The 22,077-nt window shown below is 65.7% G+C and carries 20 protein-coding genes; 12 read left to right on the forward strand and 8 right to left on the reverse strand.

Features of this window, described 5'->3' with window-relative positions; genetic code table 11:
- Positions 1-15: 15 nt before the first annotated feature.
- Positions 16-912, reverse strand: a complete 897-nt coding sequence (locus EGM87_RS06100; protein WP_025547359.1) for a LysR family transcriptional regulator — start codon at positions 910-912, stop codon at positions 16-18.
- Positions 913-1,020: 108 nt separating this feature from the next.
- Here EGM87_RS06100 and EGM87_RS06105 point away from each other — a divergent pair, with 108 nt between their 5' ends.
- Together EGM87_RS06105 and EGM87_RS06110 are read left to right on the forward strand one after the other, a co-directional pair.
- Positions 1,021-1,806, forward strand: a complete 786-nt coding sequence (locus EGM87_RS06105) for an SDR family NAD(P)-dependent oxidoreductase (RefSeq protein ID WP_044662353.1) — start codon at positions 1,021-1,023, stop codon at positions 1,804-1,806.
- An 89-nt stretch (positions 1,807-1,895) separates the two neighbouring features.
- Complete coding sequence (locus tag EGM87_RS06110; protein WP_044662354.1) at positions 1,896-2,603, forward strand: 2OG-Fe dioxygenase family protein; 708 nt, start codon at positions 1,896-1,898, stop codon at positions 2,601-2,603.
- 3 nt (positions 2,604-2,606) lie between these two features.
- Here EGM87_RS06110 and gor read toward each other — a convergent pair whose 3' ends face one another.
- Positions 2,607-3,953, reverse strand: coding sequence for a glutathione-disulfide reductase (gene gor / locus EGM87_RS06115; RefSeq protein ID WP_025547364.1), 1,347 nt, complete (start codon positions 3,951-3,953; stop codon positions 2,607-2,609).
- Positions 3,954-4,117: 164 nt separating this feature from the next.
- Entirely contained in the window at positions 4,118-5,623 is a 1,506-nt protein-coding gene (gene pgi, locus EGM87_RS06120) for a glucose-6-phosphate isomerase (protein ID WP_044662355.1), read from the reverse strand.
- A 234-nt stretch (positions 5,624-5,857) separates the two neighbouring features.
- Between pgi and lepB the strand changes: the two genes are divergently transcribed.
- From lepB to era, 4 genes are all read left to right on the forward strand, one after another.
- On the forward strand, positions 5,858-6,679 hold the full coding sequence (gene lepB / locus EGM87_RS06125) for a signal peptidase I (protein ID WP_025547367.1): 822 nt from the start codon (positions 5,858-5,860) through the stop codon (positions 6,677-6,679).
- Entirely contained in the window at positions 6,634-7,347 is a 714-nt protein-coding gene (rnc, locus tag EGM87_RS06130; protein ID WP_044662356.1) for a ribonuclease III, read from the forward strand. The genes lepB and rnc overlap by 46 nt, the downstream gene beginning before the upstream one ends.
- Before the next feature lie 84 nt (positions 7,348-7,431).
- Positions 7,432-7,752, forward strand: coding sequence for a GIY-YIG nuclease family protein (locus tag EGM87_RS06135; protein WP_044662357.1), 321 nt, complete (start codon positions 7,432-7,434; stop codon positions 7,750-7,752).
- A 4-nt stretch (positions 7,753-7,756) separates the two neighbouring features.
- Positions 7,757-8,665 (forward strand): GTPase Era, encoded by a 909-nt coding sequence (era, locus tag EGM87_RS06140; RefSeq protein WP_044662358.1) that lies wholly within the window; start codon positions 7,757-7,759, stop codon positions 8,663-8,665.
- Between the two features lie 118 nt (positions 8,666-8,783).
- Here the strand turns inward: era and topA are convergent, their stop codons facing one another.
- The 3 genes from topA to plsY all read right to left on the reverse strand — a co-directional run bounded on the left by topA (position 8,784) and on the right by plsY (position 13,143).
- Entirely contained in the window at positions 8,784-11,336 is a 2,553-nt protein-coding gene (topA, locus tag EGM87_RS06145) for a type I DNA topoisomerase (protein ID WP_044662359.1), read from the reverse strand.
- Positions 11,337-11,449: 113 nt separating this feature from the next.
- Complete coding sequence (dprA, locus tag EGM87_RS06150; protein ID WP_044662360.1) at positions 11,450-12,532, reverse strand: DNA-processing protein DprA; 1,083 nt, start codon at positions 12,530-12,532, stop codon at positions 11,450-11,452.
- A complete protein-coding gene (gene plsY, locus EGM87_RS06155) occupies positions 12,529-13,143 on the reverse strand; it encodes a glycerol-3-phosphate 1-O-acyltransferase PlsY (protein WP_037481602.1) in 615 nt (204 codons plus the stop codon). The genes dprA and plsY overlap by 4 nt, the downstream gene beginning before the upstream one ends.
- A gap of 183 nt (positions 13,144-13,326) precedes the next feature.
- Between plsY and murI the strand changes: the two genes are divergently transcribed.
- Together murI and hemA are read left to right on the forward strand one after the other, a co-directional pair.
- The gene (gene murI / locus EGM87_RS06160) at positions 13,327-14,130 is read left to right on the forward strand and encodes a glutamate racemase (RefSeq protein ID WP_025547377.1); all 804 of its coding nucleotides are present in this window, start codon (positions 13,327-13,329) and stop codon (positions 14,128-14,130) included.
- 152 nt (positions 14,131-14,282) lie between these two features.
- Positions 14,283-15,503, forward strand: a complete 1,221-nt coding sequence (hemA, locus tag EGM87_RS06165; RefSeq protein WP_044662361.1) for a 5-aminolevulinate synthase — start codon at positions 14,283-14,285, stop codon at positions 15,501-15,503.
- Positions 15,504-15,649: 146 nt separating this feature from the next.
- On the opposite strand, the gene EGM87_RS06170 is transcribed toward hemA, so the two are convergent.
- Positions 15,650-16,297 (reverse strand): class I SAM-dependent methyltransferase, encoded by a 648-nt coding sequence (locus EGM87_RS06170; protein WP_044662362.1) that lies wholly within the window; start codon positions 16,295-16,297, stop codon positions 15,650-15,652.
- Positions 16,297-17,514, reverse strand: coding sequence for a BtaA family protein (locus tag EGM87_RS06175; RefSeq protein ID WP_044663158.1), 1,218 nt, complete (start codon positions 17,512-17,514; stop codon positions 16,297-16,299). Before EGM87_RS06175 ends, EGM87_RS06170 begins: the two co-directional genes overlap by 1 nt.
- A gap of 133 nt (positions 17,515-17,647) precedes the next feature.
- Here EGM87_RS06175 and EGM87_RS06180 point away from each other — a divergent pair, with 133 nt between their 5' ends.
- The 4 genes from EGM87_RS06180 to EGM87_RS06195 all read left to right on the forward strand — a co-directional run bounded on the left by EGM87_RS06180 (position 17,648) and on the right by EGM87_RS06195 (position 22,034).
- Positions 17,648-18,640, forward strand: a complete 993-nt coding sequence (locus EGM87_RS06180) for a ligase-associated DNA damage response exonuclease (protein WP_044662363.1) — start codon at positions 17,648-17,650, stop codon at positions 18,638-18,640.
- Positions 18,640-20,223: a cisplatin damage response ATP-dependent DNA ligase gene (locus tag EGM87_RS06185; RefSeq protein WP_025547386.1), complete on the forward strand. Its 1,584-nt coding sequence runs from the start codon at positions 18,640-18,642 to the stop codon at positions 20,221-20,223. The genes EGM87_RS06180 and EGM87_RS06185 overlap by 1 nt, the downstream gene beginning before the upstream one ends.
- Before the next feature lie 112 nt (positions 20,224-20,335).
- A complete protein-coding gene (locus tag EGM87_RS06190; RefSeq protein WP_025547387.1) occupies positions 20,336-20,686 on the forward strand; it encodes a GFA family protein in 351 nt (116 codons plus the stop codon).
- Between the two features lie 142 nt (positions 20,687-20,828).
- A complete protein-coding gene (locus EGM87_RS06195) occupies positions 20,829-22,034 on the forward strand; it encodes a saccharopine dehydrogenase family protein (protein WP_025547389.1) in 1,206 nt (401 codons plus the stop codon).
- Positions 22,035-22,077 lie beyond the last annotated feature (43 nt).

Genomic DNA, 22,077 nt, shown 5'->3' on the forward strand with positions numbered 1-22,077 from the left:
GCCCAGACCGCTGGGCTAATCCGGCAATTCCAGCTCCTCCTCCAGAAAATCGAGAAAAGCCCGCACCCGCGCCGCCAGCCGGTCCTGCGCGGAATAGAGCGCGTGAATATCCTCGCCCTCCCCCGTGCTGAAATCGCCCAGCACCTCGACCAGCCGCCCTTCCCGCACGTCGGCGGCGACGTGAAAGCGCCCGTGCCGCGCTATGCCGCCGCCCGCGATCGCCATCTGCCGCACGACCTCGCCCGAATTGCCGAAGAAACGCCCCTGCACCGGACGCTGCACCGTCCGCCCGCCGATCCGGAAGGCCCAGCTGTCCACCGATCGACGAAAGCTGAACTGCAGGCAGTCATGCCCGTCCAGATCGTCCGGCCTGAGCGGCATGCCCCGCGCAGCCAGATAGGCGGGACTGGCGACCAGCACCATGCGGCTGCGCCCCAGCTTCTTGGCGCGCAGCCGCGTATCGCGCAGCGGCCCGATCCGGATGGCGATGTCGGCCCTCTCCTCCACCAGGTCCACCACCGCATCGGATAACGCCAGATCGACCGTCACGGCCGGATGCCGGGCCAGAAAGCGGGGCAGGATCGGCAACAGGCAGTGGATGCCGAAGGATACGGAGGCATTCACCCGCAACAGCCCTCGCGGTCCCTGCTCCTCCTGCCCCAGCCTGCTTTCGACATCGGTCATTTCCGCCATCAGCGCCGACATCCGGTCGCGATAGGCGGCCCCTTCCATCGTCAGCGCCAGCGACCGCGTGGTCCGCCGCAGCAGGGTTACGCCCAGCCGCTGCTCCAGCCGGGCGATGCTGCGGCTGACGGCGGACGGCGTCAGCCGCAAGGCCCTGGCGGCGGAGGCAAGGCTGCCCTCCTGCGCCACCGCCAGAAACGTCTCTATATCCCCAAAGCGGTTGTCCATGCATCGCTCATGATCTGAAATCACTTCTATAGTGACGACGATCATTCTAATCATCAATGATCCCTTCTCCTATTTCTGCGTTCACTCACGCAGAACAGGAGTTGCCCCATGGATCTGAAACTCAACGGCAGGACCGCGCTCGTCACCGGATCGACCGCCGGGATCGGCTTTGCCATCGCCAGGCGCCTTGCCGAAGAAGGTGTGGAGGTCGTGATCACCGGCCGCAATCAGGCCAAGCTCGACGATGCGGCCGCGCAGCTTGCCCAGTCAGGCAGGGTCCGCCCGATCCTGGCCGATCCCGCGACGGCGCAGGGCGCGGCCACGCTCATCGAAGCCGCTCCGGACGTCGACATCCTCGTCAACAATCTCGGCATCTACGAAGCGAAGCCCTTCACCGAAATCTCCGACGAGGACTGGCATCATTTCTTCGAGGTCAACGTCGTCAGCGGCGCCCGCCTCGCCCGTCATTATTTCCCGCGCATGATCGCGAAGAACTGGGGCCGCATCATCTTCATCGCCAGCGAAAGCGCGCTGGTGATCCCCGGCGAGATGATCCACTACGGCATGACCAAGACCGCCCAGCTCGCCATCGCCCGCGGACTGGCCGAACAGACGCGCGGCACCGGCGTGACGGTGAATTCGGTGTTGCCCGGCCCCACCCGTTCGGAGGGGATCGTCGACTTCATCCAGTCGGTGGTCGAAAACAAGGACGCGCCGGAGGCCGAACGCGAGGCGGAATTCTTCCGGACGCTGCGCCCGCTCTCCCTCGTCCGCCGGCTGATCGAGGCGGACGAGATCGGGTCGATGGTCGCCTATCTCGCCAGCCCGCTCGCCGCCGTCACCAATGGCGCGGCGATCCGGGCGGAGGGCGGGATCGTCCCCACCATAGCCTGATAGGGGCGCCCGATATGGGCGCCCGATCCATATCCTGCTTGCGGGAACTGGCCCTGTCGCTCGTCTGTCTCTCCGGATAGGAAGGACGGATGAGCGACACGGACATTCTCATGGACACGCCCCTCCGGCACGAACTGGCGGAAGCCGGCTATGCCCGCCTGTCCGGGGCAGACCTGTTCGAACGGCTCCCCTCCGCCGGCTGGAACGCGCTCGCGCGAAGCTGGGACGATCTCGGCCCCGACCTCTATATGGCGGACGGAGGGCGCTATCGCCGCCGCCGCCACGCGACCTTCGCCTGCGAACAGGGCGTCTTCACGCGCCAACCGCACCAGCCGCATTTCCAGAGCCGCGACTATAATCCCCTGAATGGCGATGTGCAGCGCTGGTTCGATCCCGTCGAGCAAGGCACCATCGACAATAGCGCGATGCAGGCGATCTTCGCCTTCTGCGCGCGCAGCTTCCCCCTGGCCGGACGGCAGCATGTCGAACTCCACCAGTTCCGCATAGAGGCCCGCACCGGGGAACTGGGCCGCCCCACGCCGGAAGGCATGCACCGCGACGGCGTGGACTGGGTCTTCGTCATGCTGGTCGAACGCCGCAACGTCCGCGAAGGCGTCACCCGCATCGGCACGCCGGAGGGCGGCGCATTGGGCGAATTCACCCTTGCCCGCCCCGGCGACGCGGTGCTGATCGACGACCACCGCATCATGCACGGCGTCACCGAAATCCATGCGGTCGACCCGGCGCAACCCGCCTGGCGCGACGCTCTCGTCCTCACCTTCGCGGCCGGCGCCTGATCCTTATTTCAACAGCACCAGCTCCTCGGCCATGCTGGGATGGAGGGCGACGGTGTCGTCGAACTCCTGCTTGGTGAGGCCGGCCTTCACCGCAATCGCGGCCGCCTGAAGGATTTCCGGCGCATCCGGCCCGATCATGTGCAGCCCGACCACGCGATTGGTCGTCGCGTCCACCACCATCTTGTAGAGCGCCCGCTCGTCCCGCCCGGCCAGCACATTCTTCATCGGCCGGAAGTCGGAGGTATAGACCTTCACCGTCCCATATTTGTTCTTCGCCTGCGCCTCGGTCAGCCCCACGCCCGCCAGCGGCGGATGGCTGAACACGGCGGAGGGCACGCAATCATAATCGACCGTGCGCGGATTGTCCCCGAACACCGTATCCGCAAAGGCGTGCCCCTCGCGGATCGCGACCGGGGTGAGCTGCATCCGGTCGGTGACGTCGCCCACCGCATAGATGCTCTCGCAGCTCGTGCGGCTATATTCATCGACCTTGATCGCGCCCTTGTCGCTCAGTTCGACCCCGGCATTCTCCAGCCCCAGCCCATCGACATGCGGCTTGCGCCCGGTCGCGAAGACCAGCAGGTCGCAGGCGATCGGATCGCCGCTCCTGAACCGGACGCACAGCGTGCCGTCCTCATTCTTCTCGATCTTCTCCATCTCGGCGTTGAAGCGGAAATTGATCCCCTTCATCGTCGAAATCTGGAGCAGCCGGTCGCGGATCTGCTCATCATAGCCGCGCAGCAGGGTGTTGGACCGGTTGACGATCGTCACATGGCTGCCGAACTGGTGGAAGATGCCCGCAAATTCATTGGCGATATAGCCGCCGCCGACAATCACGATCCGCTTCGGGCATTCCTCCAGGTGAAACAGTTCATTGGACGTCACGCCATGCTCCGCCCCCTCGATGTCGGGAACGATGGGCCAGGCGCCGGTCGAAACCAGGATATATCTGGCCGTGACCTCGCGCCCGCTGGCCAGCTTCACGCCATGCGGCCCGGTGATCGTCGCCCGCTCGGGGATCAGTTCGACCTCATGGCTGTCCAGCGTGTTCTTGTAGAGGCCCTCCAGCCGGTCGACATCGGCCAGCACATTGTCGCGCAGCGTCGTCCATTCGAAGCCGCAATCGGGCACATTCCAGCCGAAGCGCCGCGCATCCTTCAGATCCTCGGCAAAATGCGCGCCATAGATGAGCAGCTTCTTGGGCACGCAGCCGCGAATGACGCAGGTGCCGCCGACCCGATATTCCTCGGCCACCGCCACCTTCGCGCCATGCGCCGCCGCCACGCGCGAAGCCCGCACGCCACCGGATCCCGCCCCGATGACGAAAAGGTCGAAGTCGTAATTGCTCATCCATCCCTCCGCTAGATTGCGCCCGCATATGGAGCGTCCCCAGCGGAGTTACAAACCAGAATCTTCTTTCTCCCCTCCCGCAGGCGGGAGGGGCCGGGGGTGGGCGCGAGCAAAGCGCGCCTCCCAACGCCACCCCCCTCCCACAAACGGGAGGGATTCATTCGTCAAACCCCGCCCAAAGCCAGATCGATCAAAGCCATGGTCGAAGGATCGAACCCCTTCGGCCCCTCCGCCTCGATGGACCTGGCGATTTCCTTGCCCAGCTCGACACCGAACTGATCGAACGGATTGATCCCCATCAGCACCGCATTGGCAAAGGTCCGATGCTCGTAGAAAGCGATCAGCGCCCCCAGAACCTCCGGCGTCACATCGTCCAGCAATATGGTGGTCGAAGGCCGGTTCCCCGGATAGGCCCGCGCCGGATCGGCCTCATTATCCTTGCCCCGCAGCAAAGCCGCGCCCTGCGCGAAGCAGTTCACCAGCAAGGCCCGATGATGCGCCGGATCGAGCGCATGGCCCGGCTCGATGGAGGCGATGAACTCCACCGGCGTCAGGATCGTCCCCTGATGCAGCAGCTGGAACACGGCATGCTGCGCGTCCGTGCCGACGCCGCCCCAGGTGATCGCCGCCGTCGGTCCATCGACGGGCTTGCCGTCGCGCGTCACGCTCTTGCCGTTGCTCTCCATCTCCAGTTGCTGGAGATAGGAGGGCAGCAGCCGCAGCCTTTCGTCATAGGCGAACAGCGCCCGCGTCTGGCATCCCAGCACCCGCGCATAATATTGGTCGACAAAGGCGGCGATCAGCGGCGCGTTCTGCCTGGGGTCGCTCAGCCGGAAATGCCGGTCCATCGCCGCCGCGCCTTCCAGCAGGCTCTCGAACGCATCCCATCCCAGCGCCAGCGCCGCCGGAAACCCGATGGAGGACCAGAGCGAATAACGCCCGCCTACGCTCTCCGCGAAGGGCAGCACCCGCGTCTCATCCACGCCCCACTCGATCGCCTTGTCGGGCGATGCGGTCAGCGCGATCACCCGGCCATAGGGGTCTTCCACCCCCGCCTCGACCATCCAGTTGATCGCGCTCGCCGCGTTCAGCATGGTCTCCGTGGTGGTGAAGGTCTTCGAAGCCACGGCGATCAAAGTCGCCTCCGGATCGAAGCGGGAAATCGCCCGCTCCAGCGCCGTGCCGTCGACATTGGACACGATGGCGACGTCATAGCGCGCTCCGTCGCCGCCCAATGCATCGACGATCAGGTCGGGCCCCAGCGCCGACCCGCCAATGCCGATATGCAGGATATGCCGGATCGGCCCCAGCGCCTCGCCCTCTATGGCGTCGATCAACGCCCGCATCCGCGCATGGAACATCTTGGCCCGCGCCACGCTGTCGGCATTGCCCTCGCCCCGCTCGGCGGGATGCTCGGCGGCGCGGCCCTCGGTGTTGTTCACCGCCTCGCCCGCGAACAGGGCGTCCCGCTGCGCGGCAAAGCCCTTTTCCTCGGTCAGCGCCAGAAATCCCTCGAACAGCTCGTCGGTCAGATGCGTTTTCGACCAGTCGAAGCGCACGGGCCCCTGACGCAGGGTGAACTTGCTCAGCCGGTCGGGATCGGTGGTGAAGATGGACTTGAGATCGGCCTGGGGAAGAGCCGCGAGCGCTGCCAGTGCAGGGCTGGACATTGGGACATATCCTCTTGTTTTGCCGTTGATCGATACCGACGCTGCACCTGTCGATTCTTGCCCATCCTAGCCAAGTCGTTCCGCTATTGCACCGTTCGAGGGGAAAAATCGGGCTGCGGGGCAGCATGAAGTGACAACCCGTTGGTCTCTAGCCCGCTTGACGGCGGCTTTACTAACCCGCAAAAGCCGCGACGGCCTGTTTTCAGGGCGAATTGAAGGAAAAGACGACCAAGCATGAGCGCAAAATCCGAAACGCGGGATTTCCTCTGGTTTCTCGCAAAGCTGGCGGTGTTCGTCTTCGTCCTTCGCAGCTTCATCGTGTCGCCCTTCAACATCCCGTCGGAATCGATGCAGCCGCGCCTGCTGATCGGGGATTATCTGCTGGTGGCGAAATGGCCCTATGGCTATTCGCGCTATTCGCTGCCCTTCGGCATACCGCTGATCCCCGGCCGCATCTTCGCCTCGACGCCGCAGCGCGGCGACGTGGTGGTGTTCAAGGCGCCGCCGAACCAGAAGAACGACTATATCAAGCGCGTCATCGGCCTGCCCGGCGACATGATCTCCGTGCGCGGGGGCACCGTCTATCTGAACGGTCAGGCCATTCCGAAGCAGAAGGTGGCCGACCTCGTCATACCCGTGACGCCCAATATGGAGGATGCGGCGGCGAAGGAAGGCAGTCCATCCCCCTGCTACCGCCCGAAGTTCGAGGAGGCCGTGCCCGGCGGCCGCCAGTGCCGCTACCCCCAATATCGGGAGACGCTGCCGGGCGGCAAAAGCTACAATGTCCTCGACCTGGTGCCGGACGGCGCGGCCGACGACCGCGACACGGTGGTGGTGCCCGAAGGCCATCTCTTCATGATGGGCGACAATCGCGACCGCAGCGCCGACAGCCGCTTCCCGGCGGTCGACGGCGGCGGCATCGGCCTTGTTCCTGAGGAAAATCTGGTCGGCAAGGCGATGATCTCCGTCTTCTCGACCGACGGCAGCGCCAACTGGCTGCTGCCCTGGACATGGGTGTCCGCCGCGCGCTGGAGCCGCATCGGGGAAGGCTTTTGACGAAACCCGACACCGAAGGCTGGCTGAGCGCCCTGATCGGCCGCGCGCCGAAGGACCCGGCCGCCTTCAACCAGGCGCTAACCCATGGCAGCGCCCATGCGGTGAATTATGAACGGCTGGAATTCCTGGGCGACCGCATCCTCGGCCTGCTGATCGCGGAGTGGCTCTACGACCGCTTTTCGGGCGAACCCGAAGGCAAGCTTTCCCGCCGCTTCAACGCGCTGGTTTCCGGCGAGACCTGCGCCGAAGTCGCCCGCAGCGCCGGAGTTCCGGCTCATCTGGTGCTCGGCAAGCAGGCCCGCGACGACGGCGCCGCCGACAGCGACAATGTGCTGGGCGACGTCATGGAGGCGCTGATCGGCGCGCTCTATCTGGAGGGCGGCCTGGAGGAGGCCCGCACCCTCGTCCGCCGTCTCTGGGCCGACCGCGTCGACACCCAGTCCAGCGCGCCCAAACACCCCAAGTCCGCGCTCCAGGAATGGGCGGCGGCCAACAAGCGCAAACCGCCGGAATATGCGATGACCGACCGCTCCGGCCCCCACCACGCCCTGAAATTCACGGTAACGGTCAGCATCAAGGGCGCAGGCGAAGCGAGTGCCACCGGCGGCTCCAAACAGGAAGCCGAAACCGCGGCGGCAAAGGCATTGCTGGACCAACTCACCGCTTAACCGCCCCGCGCCCGCAACTGGCACACAACCCCACCCCGTTCGCCCTGAGCCTGTCGAAGGGCTTTTCTTTCTTCTGGAACGACATTGCCCTTCTGGACCTACATGCTCCACTGCGCCGACCGCAGCTTCTACACAGGCCACACTGACAATCTCGAAACTCGCATCGCCCAACATGAGGCAGGCGCAATCCCCGGCCACACCCAAAACCGCCGCCCTATAAAACTGGTCTGGTCGCAGGAGTTCGGAACCCGTATGGAGGCGCTTGAAGCAGAGCGCCAAATCAAAGGCTGGAGCCGGGCCAAGAAACTCGCTCTCATTCGCGAGGATTGGACACTCATCTCTACCTTGGCGCGCTCGAACCAAGAAAAGGAAAGCCCTTCGACAAGCTCAGGGCGAACGGAGTGATTTTTTGAGCCTAAATCCTGAATCCCAACGCTGCGGCGTCATCGCCATAGTCGGCGCCCCGAACGCAGGCAAATCCACGCTGGTCAACGCGCTGGTAGGCCAGAAGGTGGCGATCACCAGCCCCAAGGCGCAGACCACCCGCACCCGCGTCATGGGCGTGGCGATCGAGGGTGACGCGCAGATGGTGCTGGTCGACACCCCCGGCATCTTCGCCCCCAAGCGCCGCCTTGACCGCGCCATGGTGCAGGCCGCATGGGGCGGCGCGCAAGGGGCCGACCTGATCGCGCTGGTCGTCGACGGCAAGGCGGGCCTCGGCGCCAAGATGGAACCGATCATCAGCGCCCTCGCCGCCCGGCCGGAGAGGAAATGGCTGATCCTCAACAAGGTCGACATCGCCATCAAGGAAAAGCTGCTGGTCCACACCCAGCGGCTCTACGAACAGCTCGACATAGCGGAGACCTTCTTCGTCAGCGCGGCGACCGGCGACGGCCTTCCCGAACTCAAGACCGCCTTCGCCAGGGCCATGCCCGAAGGCCCCTGGCACTTCCCGGAGGATCAGGTCTCCGACGCCACCGACCGCATGCTGGCGGCGGAGATCACGCGCGAACAGCTCTATCACCAGCTCCACGCCGAACTCCCCTATGCCGCCGCCGTCGACACGGAAAAATATAGCGAGCGCGAGGACGGATCGGTCGAAATCCACCAGCAGATCCTCGTCGGCCGCTCCAGCCAGCGCGCCATCGTGCTGGGCAAGGGCGGCCAGCGCCTCAAGGAAATCGGCTCAAAGGCCCGCGCCGAACTGGCCAGCCTGCTTGGGGTCAAGGTCCATCTCTACCTCCACGTCAAGGTGAAGGAAGATTGGGAAGACGACCGCTTCATCTACCGCGACATCGGCCTGGATTGGGTGGAGTAAGCCAACCCGCTTATCAATCATCGTCATTCCCGCGCAGGCGGGAATCCATCGCCTGACCTTGCGCCAGGCACAATTTATGGGAGATGGATTCCCGCCTGCGCGGGAATGACGAGCATAATTACTCCGCCGCCACCTTCTTCTTGGCAGACGCCTTCTTCGCGGCAGGCTTCTTCGCCGCACCCTTTTTCGCCGGCGCCTTCTTCCCCTTCTTCGCAGGCGCCGCCGCAGCCCGCGCATCGATCAGTTGCGCAGCCTCCTCCAGCGTCAGGGCATCCTGCTCGATGGTCTTGGGCAGCGTCGCATTGGTCGTGCCGTCGGTCACATAGGGACCATAGCGCCCCGCCATCAGCTTGATCTCGGCCTCAGTGCGCGGATGCTTGCCCAGCACCTTCAGCGGCTCCCGCGACGAAGCGCCACGCCCGCCCTTGTTCGCCGCATCGGCCAGCTTGGCCACGGCGCTGTTCATCCCCACCTCGAAAATCTCCGCGGTGGAGGACAGCCGCCCATATTTGCCGTCATGCAGCAGATAGGGCCCGAACCGCCCAATATTCGCCACGATGGGCTTCCCCGTTTCAGGATGCAGCCCGATCTCGCGCGGCAGGCTCAGCAGCTTCACCGCCCAGTCCAGCGTCAACTCGCCATCGGGCAGATCCTTGGGAATGGAGCCGCGCTTCGCCTCCTTGCCCTCGCCCATCTCGATATAGGGCCCGAACCGCCCGGATTTCCGGACGATGTCCTGCCCGGTCTCGGGATGCTGGCCCAGCACCTCCGGTCCCTTGTCCTCGCCATCCTTGTCACCGCCCGGCTGCCCGAACTTGCGCGTATATTTGCACTCCGGATAGTTGGAGCAGGCGATGAACGCGCCGAACCGCCCGCCGCGCAGCGACAATTGCCCATCGCCGCACATCGGGCAGGCACGCGGATTGGACCCGTCCGCCTTGGGCGGGAACAGCATCGGCTCCAGGAATTTGTCCAGCTCGGCCGTGATGTCGGAAGGCTTCTGCTCCATCACCTCGGCGGTCTTGGGCTTGAAGTCGCGCCAGAACGCTTCCAGCACCGCCTGCCACTGGGCCCGCCCGCCGGAAATATCGTCCAGCTCCTCCTCCAGCCCCGCCGTGAAGTCGTAGGACACATACCGCTCGAAGAAACGCTCCAGAAAGGCCGTCACCAGCCGCCCGCTCTCCTCCGCGAAGAAGCGGTTCTTCTCGATCCGCACATAGTCGCGGTCCTTCAGCACCTGCAAAGTCGAGGCATAGGTGGAAGGCCGCCCGATCCCCAGTTCCTCCAGCTTCTTGACCAGCGACGCTTCCGAATAGCGCGGCGGCGGCTGGGTGAAATGCTGCTCCGCCGTCACTCTCTTCTTGGCGGGAGCGTCGCCCACGCCCAAGCGCGGCAACAGCCTCGAATCATCGTCTTCCGCATCGTCGCGCCCTTCCTCATAGAGCGCCAGGAACCCCGGAAAGATCACCACCTGTCCCGTGGCGCGCAGCCCATGCTGCCCGGTCGCATCGACCAGATCGACGGTCGTCCGCTCCAGCCGCGCCGAAGCCATCTGGCTCGCCAGCGCCCGCTTGAAGATCAGGTCGTACAGCCGCGCATGGTCGCCCGACCCCACCTTGTCGCGCGAAAACTCGGTCGGACGAATGGCCTCATGCGCTTCCTGCGCATTCTTGGCCTTGGTCTGGTACTGGCGCGGCTTTTCGGGCAGATAGCCGCCGTCATAGCGCTCCGCGATCGCCTTTCGCGCGGCGGAGATGGCGCTGCCGTCCATCTGCACGCCGTCGGTCCGCATATAGGTGATCGCGCCATCCTCATAAAGCTGCTGCGCGATCCGCATCGTATGGCTGGCGGAGAAGCCGAGCTTGCGCGCCGCCTCCTGCTGAAGCGTCGAGGTCGTGAATGGCGGCGGAGGATTGCGCGAAACCGGCTTGGTCTCGACCTTCTCGACGGTGAAGCGCCCGGCCTCCACGTCCGCCTTCGCGGCCATGGCGTCGCCTTCCCTGCCGATGGTCAGCCGCTCGATCTTCTCGCCGCGCCAGCGCACCAGCCGCGCGACGAACCCCTGTCCGCCCTGCTCCATCTCGGCCGCGACCGACCAATATTCCTGCGGCACGAAGCTTTCGATCTCGCGCTCCCGGTCCACGACCAGCCGCAACGCCACGGACTGCACCCGCCCCGCCGACTTGGCGCCGGGCAGCTTGCGCCACAGCACCGGCGACAGGGTGAAGCCCACCAGATAATCCAGCGCCCGCCGCGCCCGATAGGCGTCGATCAGATCCTCGTCCAGCGCGCGCGGCTGGGCCATCGCCTCGGTCACCGCCTGCTTGGTGATCGCGTTGAAGGTCACGCGGTCCACCTTCTGCGGCAGCGCCTTCTTCGCCCGCAGCACCTCCTGCACATGCCAGCTTATCGCCTCCCCCTCGCGATCGGGGTCGGTCGCCAGGATCAGCCGGGTCGCCTTCTTGGCTTCGTCGGCTATGGCCTTGAGCTGCTTGCCCTTGTCGCCATAATTTTCCCAACTCATGGCAAAGCCGTTGTCGGGGTCCACCGACCCGTCCTTGGGCGGCAGGTCGCGGATATGCCCATAGCTGGCCAGCACATGGAAATCGCCGCCCAGATATTTTTCGATGGTCTTCGCCTTGGCCGGCGATTCAACGATGACAAGCTGCATTCATGCCCCGGTTCAAATTGTCTCTCACGTACACGCGCGAGTCTGAAAGCTGTTTCCGCTCCCCGTCAAGCCGCAGCGATGCAGGCCGCATTCCGCACGGTCAGGACGCCCCGTCACGACGGGCTGACCTTCCCACCCGCATGCCGCTCCAGCCGGGCGGCGAGTTCCAGTTCCAGCAGCACGGTCTGCACCACGGCGGGGCCAAGGCCCGACAGCCTTATCAGTTCATCCACCGGCACGGGCGCCGGTCCCAGCAGCGCGACGACCGACGCCCGCTCCCGCTCGGCCACGTCGCCGGACGGCGGCTCGCCCGCGAAGTGGCCGCCGGGCTGCCGAACCATGCGCGGGTCGATGGCGCCGATCGCCTCGATCACGTCGGCGGCGCTCTGGACCAGCACCGCGCCCTCCCGGATCAACTGGTTGCACCCCTGGGCGCGGGGATCGAGCGGAGAGCCGGGCACCGCCATCACCTCCCGTCCCGCCTCCCCCGCCAGCCGCGCCGTGATCAGCGAACCGGACCGGGGCGCGGCTTCCACGACGACGGTCCCCCGCGCCAGCCCGGCGATGATCCTGTTGCGCGCCGGGAACTGCCGGGCCAGCGGCTGCGTGCCCGGCGGATGCTCCGTGACCAGCAGCCCTTCCTCGGCCAGCCGCTCCTGCAATTCCGCATTTTCGGGCGGGAAGGCGATGTCGATGCCGCAGGCGATGACGGCGATGGTGCCGCTCTCCAGCGCGCCCTGATGCGCGGCCGTATCGATCCCCCGCGCCAGCCCCGACACCACGACCGCCCCATGCTGTCCCAGATCCTGCGCCAGCATCCGGGCGAAGCGGCACGCCGCGGCGGAGGCGTTGCGCGCCCCCACCATCGCCACGCAATCCCGCGCCGCCAGCGATACGTCCCCGCGCACGATCAGGGCCGGCGGCGCGCCCTCCATCTGCTCCAGCAGAAAGGGGTAATCGGCATCGCCCATGATCAGGTAGCGGGCGCCAGCCGCCCGGCTGCGCGCGATCTCCTGCTCGACGATCTTCGCGTCCACGATGCTGGCCTTGCCGCCGCCGCGCGCCGCCAGATCGGGCACCGCGCGCAAGGCCTCGCCCGCCGTGCCGAAACGCGCCATCAACTGGCGGAAGGTGACAGGGCCGATGCGCGGCGAACGGATCAGGCGCAGGCGGTTGAACCGCTCCTGCTCGCTCATTCCCCGGCCGCCGCCTTTTTCGAAGCGCCCACCTTCGGTTCGGTTCCCCTGGCGAGCCGCGCGATATTCTCCCGGTGCCGCCACAGCACGATCAATGCGAGCGCCAGCGCGACGGGGACCAGCTCGATCCGGCCGAAGCACCACATGGCGACAGGCGCGCTGACCGCCGCGGACATGCCGCCGACCGACGACCATCTGGTCCCGAACAGCGCCCCCAGCCACACGGCCGCGAAGACGATCCCCGCCGGCCAGTACAGCGCCGTCACCACGCCCATCATGGTCGCCACGCCCTTGCCCCCGGCAAAGCGCAGCCAGACCGGATAGCAATGTCCGATAAAGGCCATGGCCCCGGCCATCGGCCCGCCACCATCGACCAGCGCCGCGCCGACCAGCACCGCCGCCGCGCCCTTCAGCAGATCGAGCAGCAGCGTCGCCGCCGCCAGCCCCTTTCGCCCCGTCCGCAGCACATTGGTCGCGCCGATATTCCCCGACCCGATCTTGCGCAGGTCGCCCGCCCCGGTGAGGCGCGTCAGCAGCAGCCCGAACGGGATGGAACCCAGCAGATAACCGATCAGCAGGACGAATGCGGGAAGTAGCCAGGGAGGAGTCATGATCTCGCCAAATTGGTTGCGGCGCGACCATAGCGTTCCCGGCAAACCGGGCAATGGCGAAGGTGACGAAATATGGGTCGGAATATCGGGGATGGGGGTTCCCGCCATCAAGCCCTTCCTCTCAAGGGGAGGGCTCTTGAGGGAAGTTGACAGGCCCGCCCCATGCCGCGACATGTCTGCCCGATGACAGTCGCACCCCATGCCCCCCTTCTTTTCTTCGATTCCGGCGTCGGCGGGCTTTCCATCCTTGGCCCGGCACGAAGCGCCCTGCCCAACGCGCCGGTCGTCTATGCCGCGGACAGCGCGGGCTTCCCCTATGGCACCAAGAGCGAGGCGGAGATCGCCGCCCGCGTGCCCGCCCTGCTCGGGCGGCTGGTGGAGCGCTACCGCCCGCGCCTCGCCGTCATCGCCTGCAACACCGCCTCCACCATCGCCCTGCCGGCGGTCCGCGCCGCGCTCGACATCCCCGTTGTCGGCACGGTACCGGCAATCAAGCCTGCCGCCCTGCTCTCGCAAAGCCGGGTATTCGGCGTGCTCGGCACCGACGCCACGGTGCGCCAGCCCTATGTCGACAGGCTCGCGGCCGAACATGGCGCCGACTGCACGGTCCTGCGCCATGGGTCGGCCGCGCTCGTCCAGCTTGCCGAGGCGAAACTGCGCGGCGAACCGCTCGATCCCGCCATTGCGCGGGACGCGCTGGCCGGCCTGTTCGACCAGCCGGGCGGCGATCGGATGGACATAGTGGTCCTCGCCTGCACGCATTTTCCGCTGGTGGAGGCCGAACTGGCCGCCGCTTCGCCCCGTCCGCTCAGATTCGTGCACGGCGGTGAAGGAATTGCGCGCCGCATCGCCTATCTCACCCAGGGGCAGCCATGGCCGTCCGAACCGCAGCCCGGAACCGCGGTCTTCACTCGCCTGGACGAGAGCGTGGAGCCACTCCGCCCAGCGCTGGAAGGCTATGGCTTGCAACGGATCGAAGGACTTTGAAGGGGTGGACCTTTGGTCCAATCGCAAGTCCTTCTATCAGTGTGATAGGTAATTCTCCCTAAGGCTGCGAGCGTTTATCACTGGTAATAGGCCAAAACAGCGGATAAATGCCCCTCAAAGAGGGGATGCGGGAATAGGGACAGGGCGTTCAAGTGAACTACAAGCACATCTTCACGCAGGCGATCGACCGGCTCCATAGCGAAGGCCGCTATCGCGTGTTCATCGACATCCTGCGCAACAAGGGCGCCTTCCCCAACGCCCGCTGCTTCCACGGTCATAACGGGCCCAAGCCCATCACCGTCTGGTGCTCCAACGACTATCTCGCCATGGGCCAGCATCCCAAGGTCGTCGCCGCGATGGAAGAGGCGCTGCACGATGTCGGCGCGGGCTCGGGCGGCACCCGCAATATCGGCGGCAACACCCATTATCATGTCGATCTGGAGGCCGAACTGGCCGACCTGCACGGCAAGGAAGGCGCGCTGCTCTTCACCTCGGGCTATGTCTCGAACGAAGCGACGCTCTCGACCCTCGCCAAGATCCTGCCCGGCTGCATCATCTTCTCCGACGAGCTGAACCATGCCTCGATGATCGCGGGCATCCGCAATTCGGGCTGCGAGAAGCGCGTCTTCCGCCACAATGACGTCGATCATCTGCGCGAACTGCTGGCCGCCGAAGACCCGGAAGCGCCCAAGCTGATCGCCTTCGAAAGCGTCTATTCGATGGACGGCGACATCGCCCCCATCGCCGCGATCTGCGACCTGGCCGACGAATATAATGCCCTCACCTATCTGGACGAGGTTCATGCAGTCGGCATGTACGGCGCGCGCGGCGGCGGCATTTCCGAACGGGACGAGGTGGCCGATCGCGTGACCATCATCGAAGGCACGCTGGGCAAGGCGTTCGGCGTGATGGGCGGCTATATCGCCGCCGACCAGATGATCGTCGACGTGATCCGCAGCTATGCGCCCGGCTTCATCTTCACCACCTCCCTGTCCCCCGTGCTGGTCGCCGGCGTGCTGGCCAGCGTCCGTCACCTCAAGCAGTCGAGCGAGGAACGGGAGGGCCAGCAGGCGTCCGCCGCGACCCTGAAGCGCCTGATGGCGGAAGCCGGCCTGCCGGTGATGCCGTCGGTGACGCACATCGTCCCCCTGATGGTGGGCGACCCGGTGAAGGCCAAGCGGATCAGCGACATATTGCTGGCGGAATATGGCGCCTATGTGCAGCCCATCAACTATCCCACCGTCCCGCGCGGCACGGAACGCCTGCGCTTCACGCCCGGACCGGCGCATACCGAAGAAATGATGCGCGAACTGGTCGATGCTCTGGTGGAAATCTGGGACCGGCTCGAACTGGAATTCAAGAAAGCGGCCTGACCGGCGCCTGCGCGAATTCCGCTGGAGGCGCTGTCCTCATTCCCCCTCCCACAGGCGGGGGGCTGGGATGGATCGGCGCAAATCAGCGGCAATTTCCAGCGGTCAGGCCGGAATTCGCAACCCCGATCCGGGAACCGGCCAAAAACTCACAGCCGGATCAACCCACCCCTGACTGCATAGCCCCGATACAGGCTCCGGCTATGCGCAAAGCCCCCCATGTCCGCCGCCACCCTGCCGATCGCCTGCCTGAATTCCGCCCGCGGCGACACATGAAAGCGCGCCAGCCACCCGAACAGCGCCCGCTTCCACAAGCCCGGCAGACCATCCTGCTGCCCGAAGTCGACAATCTCCAGCTTGCCGCCATGCGCGACGCAACCCGCCGCCTGCCCCAGAGCCGCTTCCCAGTCCGGGATCATGGACAGCGCATAGCTGATGAACACCCGCTCGAACCGTTCGCGCCCGAACAGCGCCCCTGCATCGAACGCACAGGCATCCCCCTGCGCCAGCACGACGCGATCCGCCAGGCCCGCCTTCGCCACGGCTTTGCGCGCCGTCCCCAGCATCGCCTCGGAAATATCGACGCCATAGAGCCGCGCCTCCGGCCAGGCCTTGCCCACGGCGATCAGATTGCGTCCCGTGCCGCAGCCGATCTCCAGCACCGCCCCACCGCGCGGCGGCGCCAGATCGGCAATAAGCCCATCCCGCCCCAGCAGGTAGAATTTCCGCGACAGGTCGTAAATGTGCCGCTGATGCCGATAGACGCTGTCCATCAGCCCGCCATGCCCGCCCGTCATCACGCGCTCCCCAGCACATAGAGGTGGACGCCGCCATAAATGGCCGAGCGGTCCCGCGCCGTATATTCCCGCGATTCCTCCGCCCGATAGTCCCAGCGCGACAGCAGCGTATCGTCGACCCGCCCCGGCAGGATGCTCGGTTCGCCCGCCGTCCGGAACAGCACCCGCGCACCCCGTTTCGCCGTTCGCGTGATCTGGGCCCAGAGCGCGTTCAACTGCGCATCGTCCATCCAGTCTTGCGCGTCGAGCAGGATGTAGCGATCGACGGACCCCGCCTCCTGCGACGCCAGGAAGTCGGTGAAGTTCACATGCCGGACATCCACCCGCCCGGCGCGTTCCACCACGGCCGCATGGTTCGCGGCCTGCAAATAGGGCGGCAATGGCCCCTCGCCGCCGGCATAACCGCGCCCGAAAGCCTGCACCGCGAAATAATTGTCCTTGAGGTCGAAGCCGCAGGCCAGCTTTTCCAGCCGCGCCTTCAGCACGCCGTCCATCCGCGCGTCCCCGGCCAGCGCCTCATATTGCGCGGGCGGGATGCCCAGGCCGAAGAGCGAAGCCGGCTGGCTCGTCAGCCACCGCATGAAGGCGCTGTCGAACACCGGCGCCAGCTCCGTTTCGAAGATCGCCCGCTGCTCCTCCCGCGATTTCGCATCCAGCATCCGCCGCGGATCGACGCCATGCAACCGCGCCAGCAGATGCGCCGCGCCGATGAAGCGCCCCAGCAGCCCATGCCTGTAAATCCCCCGCGCAAAGCCGCCGATCCGCCGCCGCCCGATGAAGTCCCGCCCCTCCCAATAGCGCCGCGTGGCGTCGTCCAGCACCGGCGCCACGAAGGTGCGATAGGCCGCCACATTCTCCCTGCAATCCGCCCTGGCGAAGAAGCGATGGAAGGCCCGATGGTCCGGCAATGCCTGTGCCGCCGCCAGCTTCAGCCGGTTGAGCGCGATATGCGCGGTGTTGAGGTCGACCGCCGTGATCTTCGCCGGATCGGCCGTCAGATAGCTCAGCACATTGCACCCGCCCGAAGCGATGGTGACGACATGGCTGTCCGGCCCGATCGCCAGCGCTTCCATGTCGACCTCCGGATCTTCCCAGATCTGCGCATAGACAAGGCCCCGGAACGCAAAGGTGAAGGCCCGTTCCAGCAGGCCCTGTTTCGACAGATGCCGATGCCGGTGCACCGCGCGGGTAACATTCTGGTGAGCCGTAGATGCCATGTGCCGCGCCTCCTCGCTGCCGGTCGTCCGGCGGCGCATAGGGCAACGGCATGTCGTACCCATGACGATCGGGTTACGGCAATATGAAGGCCCTTGCGGAACCAAGCGGCGCATTCCACCTTCTTCCACAGCAATGCCTCACTGGATCGAACCCCACCCCACCGGCATCTATGTCCGCCCGGCCGATGCCTGGATCGATCCCTCCGTCCCGCGGGAACGCGCGCTCGTCACCCATGGCCATGCCGATCATGCGCGCGGCGGCCACGGCCATGTCTGGGCGACGGAGGAAACGCTGGCGATCATGGCCCTGCGCTACGGCACCGCGTCGGGCACGGCGGTGCCCTATGGCGAAGAAATCCGCATGAACGGAGTCACGATCAGCTATGTGCCCGCCGGCCATGTCCTCGGTTCCGCCCAGATCCTGCTGTCCCACGCCGGCGAGCGCGTGGTCGTCACCGGCGACTACAAGCGCCGCCCCGATCCCACCTGCAAAGCCTTCGAACCCGTCCCCTGCGACATCTTCGTCACCGAAGCCACATTCGGCCTGCCGGTCTTCCGCCATCCCGACACGGGCAGCGAGGTCGACCGCCTGCTCGCCGCCCTGCACGCCCATCCCGACCGCTGCGTCCTGGTCGGCGCCTACGCCCTGGGCAAGGCGCAGCGCCTGATCTGCGAACTGCGCGCCCGGGGCCATCACGACCCCATCCACATCCATGGCGCGCTGGAGAGGATGTGCGCGCTCTACGAACAATTCGGCGTCGCCCTGGGAGAGCTGCGCCCGGCGACCGGCCTCCCCGCCGGGGACATGCGCGGCCGCATCGTCGTCTCGCCCCCATCCGCCCTCAACGACCGCTGGAGCCGCCGCCTGCCCGACCCGATCACCGCCATGGCGTCGGGCTGGATGCGCGTCCGCCAGCGCGCCCGCCAGCGCAATGTCGAACTTCCGCTCATCATTTCCGACCATGCCGACTGGGACGAGCTGACCGACACCATCCGCGAGGTGGCCCCGTCGGAAACCTGGATCACCCACGGGCGGGAGGAAGCCCTGCTCCACTGGTGCATGACCCACCAGATGCGCGCCCGCGCCCTTGCCCTGGTGGGCCGCGAAGACGAGGATGAAGGCTGATGCGCGCCTTCTCCCGGCTTCTCGACGGCCTCGTCTACACCCGCTCCCGCAACGGCAAGCTGGACCTTATCGCCAGCTACATGCGCAGCGCCCCCGACCCGGACCGGGGCTGGGCGCTCGCCGCCCTCACCGGCAATCTCGACCTGAAAGCGGTCAAGGCTTCCACCATAGCGGAAATGACCCGCGCCCGCGTCGATCCGGTCCTTTTCGAAATGAGCCGGGACTATGTGGGCGACCTCGCCGAAACCGTGGCCCTCCTCTGGCCCAAGGCGGAGGACCAGCCGCCGGAGGTGGACGACGGCTCCCTCACCCTATCCGCCATAGTCGACCGCCTCCACGCCACCAGCCGCGCCGCCGCCCCGACGACCCTGGCCAGGATGATGGACCATCTCGACGCCTCCGGCCGCTTCGCCCTGCTGAAGCTCGCGACCGGCGGCCTGCGCGTCGGCATCTCCGCCCGGCTCGCCAAGACCGGCTTCGCCCAGGCCTTCGGGCTCGACGTCGACGATGTCGAGGAATGCTGGCACGCACTGGCCCCACCCTATGCCGACCTGTTCGCCTGGGCGGAGGGCAGGTCGGACCGCCCGGATCCCGCCGGCACGCCCTTCTTCCGCCCCTTCATGCTCGCTCATCCGCTGGAGGCCGAAAGCGTCGACCTTTCCGACTATGCCGCCGAATGGAAATGGGACGGCATCCGCATCCAGATCGTCGGCACGGGCGCGCAGACCCGCCTCTACAGCCGCGCCGGAGACGACATCACCGGCAGCTTCCCCGACATAGCCGAAGCCTTCCGCCATCATGCGGTGCTGGACGGAGAACTGCTCGTGAAAGGGGAGTTTCAGGGCGGAGAGGCTGCCAGCTTCAACGCCCTCCAGCAACGCCTCGGCCGCAAGGCGGTGACGGCGAAGATGATGGACGATTATCCCGCCTTCGTCCGCCTCTACGACATATTGCTCGACGCGGAGGAGGACCTTCGGCCGCTCCCCTGGGAACAGCGCCGCCTCCGCCTCGAAGCCACCGTGCCCCAGCTGGACCCGCACCGCTTCGACATCTCGGCCCTCATCGAAGCACCCGATTTCGACAGCCTGGCGGAAATACGCGCCGGCGCCCGCGACGCCGCGATCGAGGGCGTGATGCTCAAGCGCCGCGACAGCCCCTATGTCGCGGGGCGCAAGGCCGCGCTCTGGTATAAATGGAAACGCGATCCGCTGACCGCCGACTGCGTGATGATGTACGCGCAGCGGGGCCATGGCAAACGCTCCTCCTTCTATTCCGACTATACCTTCGGCTGCTGGACGGCGGATGGCGAACTGCTGCCCGTCGGCAAAGCCTATAGCGGCTTCACCGACGAGGAGCTGAAATGGCTCGACCGCTTCGTGCGGACCAACACGGTCAACCGCTTCGGCCCGGTGCGGGAGGTGGAAAAGTCGCTGGTGCTGGAGGTCGCCTTCGACAGCATCCACGAAAGCAAGCGGCATAAATCGGGGCTGGCCATGCGCTTCCCCCGGATCGCGCGCATTCGGAAGGACAAGCCTGCGCATGAGGCGGATACGGTGGAGGGATTAAGACGGTTGGTGAACTGACGCGCGCCTCGCCTGAACCTGAAGAGGACGGGCCTATGGCGGAAAATCACCCGATTCCCCCAATTCCCTTCCAGTCCCAATGCCTCTAGGCTCTCCAAAAAAGGAGATTCCAATGCCCTACACCGGAAGCTGCCATTGCGGCGCCGTCACCTTCACCGTAGCCGCCGATGCGCCCGGCGAGGCGATGACCTGCAACTGCTCCCACTGCCGCCGCAAGGGCTTCATGCTGACCTTCGTCCCCGCGGACCAGTTCACCCTCGACAGCGGCGCGGACAAGCTGAGCGACTATCAATTCTACAGGCACAGGATCACGCACCAGTTCTGCACCGACTGCGGCACGCAGGCCTTCGCACAGGGCCAGGGCCCCGATGGCTCGGCCATGCAGGCCATCAATCTGCGCTGCGTTCCCTCCGTCGATCTCGACGCGCTCAGGATCAGCAAGGTGGATGGGGCGAGTTTCTAGGACCGGTCGATATTCAGCCCATGGCGTGCGGGAGGGGGGCTGCCCGGGCTCCCTCTCGACAGACTGACTTTGCGCTGTAACGCCAACTCCCTATATGGGCGCTTTCGCGCGGATCGCGCGGCACAGCTATGGAGCAGTTGAATTGAGCAAGGTTCTGGTCATTGGTGCGGGTGGCGTCGGGTCTGTCGCGGTTCACAAAATGGCGATGAACTCTGACATTTTCAGCCATATCACACTCGCCAGCCGCCGCATCGTCTCCTGCGAGAAGGTGGCCGAATCGGTGAAGGCCCGTACCGGCGTCACCATCGACGTGGCGCAGGTCGACGCCGACAATGTCGCCGAAACCGTCGCCCTCATCGAAAGGGTGCAGCCCAAACTGGTCGTGAACCTTGCCCTGCCCTATCAGGACCTGGCGATCATGGACGCCTGCCTCGCGACCAAAACCGACTATCTCGACACCGCCAATTACGAACCGCGCGACACGGCGAAGTTCGAATATAGCTGGCAGTGGGCCTATCAGGAGCGCTTCAAGGAAGCCGGCATCATGGCGCTGCTGGGCTCGGGCTTCGACCCCGGCGTCACCAGCGTCTTCGCCAGCTATATCAGGAAGCATCTGCTCGACCGGATCGACACGCTCGACATACTCGACTGCAATGGCGGCGACCATGGCCAGCATTTCGCCACCAACTTCAACCCGGAAATCAACATCCGCGAAGTCACCGCGCCCTCGCGCCACTGGGAAGGCGGCAAGTGGGTGGAGGGCCCGGCGCTGAAACACAAGCAGGTCTTCGACTTCGACCAGGTGGGGCAGAAGAACATGTACCTCATGTATCATGAGGAACTGGAATCGCTCGCCAAATTCTACCCCGAAATCAAGCGCATCCGTTTCTGGATGACCTTTGGCGACGCTTATCTCAAGCATCTGGAAGTGCTCCAGAATGTCGGCATGACCCGCATCGATCCCGTGATGTACAATGGGCAGGAAATCATCCCGCTCCAGTTCCTGAAGGCCGTGCTGCCCGAACCGTCCAGCCTGGGTTCGACCACCAGGGGCAAGACCAATATCGGCGACATCGCCACCGGCCTCAAGGATGGAAGCCAGAAGACGGTCTATGTCTATAATGTCTGCGACCATGAGGACGCCTATGCCGAAACCGGCAACCAGGCGGTCAGCTACACCACCGGCGTCCCCGCGATGATCGGCGCGGCGCTGATGCTGACCGGCGCATGGCGGGGTGAAGGCGTGTTCAACATCGAACAGTTCGATCCCGATCCCTTCATGGACATGCTGAACCGGCACGGCCTGCCCTGGCAGGTGAAGGAACTGCCCGCGCCGCTGGATTTCTAAACTGGATTTCTAAAAAAGCTTCGTTCCTGACGCCGTTCGGGCT

This window comes from Sphingobium sp. RSMS, assembly GCF_005406185.4.
Lineage (GTDB): Bacteria > Pseudomonadota > Alphaproteobacteria > Sphingomonadales > Sphingomonadaceae > Sphingobium > Sphingobium fuliginis.

What these genes read in the sequence shown, in the direction of transcription:
- EGM87_RS06100 (WP_025547359.1), bottom strand. Translation starts at nt 912, where the DNA reads ATGGACAACCGCTTTGGGGATATAGAGACGTTTCTGGCGGTGGCGCAG.
- EGM87_RS06105 (WP_044662353.1), top strand. Translation starts at nt 1,021, where the DNA reads ATGGATCTGAAACTCAACGGCAGGACCGCGCTCGTCACCGGATCGACC.
- EGM87_RS06110 (WP_044662354.1), top strand. Translation starts at nt 1,896, where the DNA reads ATGAGCGACACGGACATTCTCATGGACACGCCCCTCCGGCACGAACTG.
- gor (WP_025547364.1), bottom strand. Translation starts at nt 3,953, where the DNA reads ATGAGCAATTACGACTTCGACCTTTTCGTCATCGGGGCGGGATCCGGT.
- pgi (WP_044662355.1), bottom strand. Translation starts at nt 5,623, where the DNA reads ATGTCCAGCCCTGCACTGGCAGCGCTCGCGGCTCTTCCCCAGGCCGAT.
- lepB (WP_025547367.1), top strand. Translation starts at nt 5,858, where the DNA reads ATGAGCGCAAAATCCGAAACGCGGGATTTCCTCTGGTTTCTCGCAAAG.
- rnc (WP_044662356.1), top strand. Translation starts at nt 6,634, where the DNA reads ATGGGTGTCCGCCGCGCGCTGGAGCCGCATCGGGGAAGGCTTTTGACG.
- topA (WP_044662359.1), bottom strand. Translation starts at nt 11,336, where the DNA reads ATGCAGCTTGTCATCGTTGAATCGCCGGCCAAGGCGAAGACCATCGAA.
- dprA (WP_044662360.1), bottom strand. Translation starts at nt 12,532, where the DNA reads ATGAGCGAGCAGGAGCGGTTCAACCGCCTGCGCCTGATCCGTTCGCCG.
- plsY (WP_037481602.1), bottom strand. Translation starts at nt 13,143, where the DNA reads ATGACTCCTCCCTGGCTACTTCCCGCATTCGTCCTGCTGATCGGTTAT.
- murI (WP_025547377.1), top strand. Translation starts at nt 13,327, where the DNA reads ATGACAGTCGCACCCCATGCCCCCCTTCTTTTCTTCGATTCCGGCGTC.
- EGM87_RS06170 (WP_044662362.1), bottom strand. Translation starts at nt 16,297, where the DNA reads ATGACGGGCGGGCATGGCGGGCTGATGGACAGCGTCTATCGGCATCAG.
- EGM87_RS06175 (WP_044663158.1), bottom strand. Translation starts at nt 17,514, where the DNA reads ATGGCATCTACGGCTCACCAGAATGTTACCCGCGCGGTGCACCGGCAT.
- EGM87_RS06180 (WP_044662363.1), top strand. Translation starts at nt 17,648, where the DNA reads ATGCCTCACTGGATCGAACCCCACCCCACCGGCATCTATGTCCGCCCG.
- EGM87_RS06185 (WP_025547386.1), top strand. Translation starts at nt 18,640, where the DNA reads ATGCGCGCCTTCTCCCGGCTTCTCGACGGCCTCGTCTACACCCGCTCC.
- EGM87_RS06190 (WP_025547387.1), top strand. Translation starts at nt 20,336, where the DNA reads ATGCCCTACACCGGAAGCTGCCATTGCGGCGCCGTCACCTTCACCGTA.